We start from the raw sequence: 1,929 nt of genomic DNA on the forward strand, positions 1-1,929 counted from the left end.
CCCTTGGCCGAGGCGAGCTGCTGCCAGGGCACGATGTTGGCGTGGTGCTCAAGGTGGCTGACGATGATCTCGTCGCCCTCGCCCACGTGCTGGCCGSCCCAGCTCTTGGCCACCAGGTTTATCGCTTCGGTGGAGCCGCGCACGAAGATCACTTCGTCCACGTCGGGCGCATTGATGAACTTTCGCACCCGCTCGCGCGCCCCCTCGTAGGCATCGGTCGCGCGCGCCGCGAGTTCGTGCGCGGCGCGATGGATGTTCGAGTTCTCGTGCTCGTAGAAGTAGGCGATGCGGTCGATCACCGACTGCGGCTTGTGGGTGGTGGCGGCATTGTCGAACCAGACCAGCTGCCGGCCGTTGACACGCTCCTGCAGGATCGGAAAGTCGCGCCGCACCGCATGCACGTCGAAGGGCTGGCGCTCGCCGGCGGCCACCGTCGGCACGTCGCCGTGCGGTGACGGCTTGGCCGGCGTGACGTAGCCGCTCGGCAAGCGCACCGCATCGACGAAGTAGTACTGCGGCTGCGTCGAGGGTTCCGGAGCCGGGCCGGCTGGCGTCGGCGGCTGCTTCGCCAGCAGTCCCTGGACATCGCTGCTCCCGGGCTGCGCGAACGGATAGTCGGCCAGCCCATCGTGCACGCCGGGCGCGCCGGGCGCGCCGTCGGTGCCGCGACCGCCCGGTGACGGCCGGCCGTAGCTGTCGCCCAGGAAGTAGAACGGCGACGACTGCGAAGGCGTTGCCGCCAGCGCTTCGGGCACGCCCAGCACCGCACCGCCGAGCCGCGGCTCGTAGGCCGGCAAGGCGCCCAGCACGTTGTCAGGAACGCCGTTGCCCGCCAGCGCGTGCGGCTGCAGCGCCGGCGCGCGGTTGCCGAGCGACAGTACCTGGGTCGGCGAGGCCGGGATCAGGTTGGTCCCGGGCACCTGCCCTTGCGGGATCGGCGTGCCCGGCACGCTGGGGCCGAAGCCGGCCGGACTGGCCGGCGGCGAGCCGGGCGGAGCGAGTTGCGACGGCGCCTGCACGCCGGGCGGCACGGCCTGCCCCGGCAGCGCCGCGAACAACTGGCTCGCCATGCGGGCCAGCACGGCGGGGTCGAACGGCGCCTCGGTGGGCTGTGGCACGTGCGGCAGCCCCGGTGGAGAAAGTGAGGTGCTCACTGCGCGACTTATTTGTAGGTGTCGAGGACGGTGTAGTCGTGGTACTTGCCGATCTCGACGTCGTCGAGCACGGCCAGCGCATCGGTGGTCAGCACCGCGACCGAGCAGTAGAGCGAGATCAGGTACGACGCGATCGCGTGGTTGTTGATGCCCATGAAGCGCACCGACAGGCCCGGGCTCTGCTCGCCCGTGAGGCCCGGCTGGAACAACCCGACCACGCCCTGGCGCTTGTCGCCCACGCGCAGCAGCAGGATCTTGCTCTTGCCGTCGGCCACCGGCACCTTGTTCGACGGGATCAGCGGGATGCCGCGCCAGGTGATGAACTGCGAGCCGAACAGGCTCACGGTCGGCGGTGGCGTGCCGCGGCGCGTGGCTTCGCGGCCGAAGGCGGCGATGGCCAGCGGATGGGTCAGGAAGAAGGCCGGCTCTTTCCAGACCTTGGTCAGCAGTTCGTCGAGGTCGTCGGGCGTCGGCGCGCCGGTCAACGGGAAGATGCGCTGCTCGTCGGTCACTTGCGACAGCAGGCCGTAGTCCGGGTTGTTGATGAGCTCGCTCTCCTGGTTCTCCTTGATCGTCTCGATCGTCAGGCGCAGCTGCTCCTTGATCTGGTCGTGCGGGCTGCTGTAGAGGTCGGAGATGCGGGTGTGCACGTCGAGCACGGTGCTCACGGCATTGAGGTTGTACTCGCGCGGATGGTCTTCGTAGTCGACCCAGGTGCGCGGCAGCTGGTTTTCGCTTTCCTTGGCCGTGCAGACGACCTGGATCGACTCGGGGT

General features: G+C 69.4%; 2 protein-coding genes. Both read right to left on the reverse strand.

The window, feature by feature from the left end; translation table 11 throughout:
* A partial coding sequence (locus AC1D2K_RS34000) for an aminotransferase class V-fold PLP-dependent enzyme (RefSeq protein ID WP_478094755.1) occupies positions 1 to 1,070 on the reverse strand: 1,070 nt, incomplete at its 3' end.
* Positions 1,071 to 1,162: 92 nt separating this feature from the next.
* Positions 1,163 to 1,929: family 2A encapsulin nanocompartment shell protein (locus AC1D2K_RS34005; protein WP_478094753.1), on the reverse strand; the 767-nt coding region annotated here is incomplete at its 5' end.

Source organism: Variovorax sp. P1_H12_2 (genome assembly GCF_056405335.1).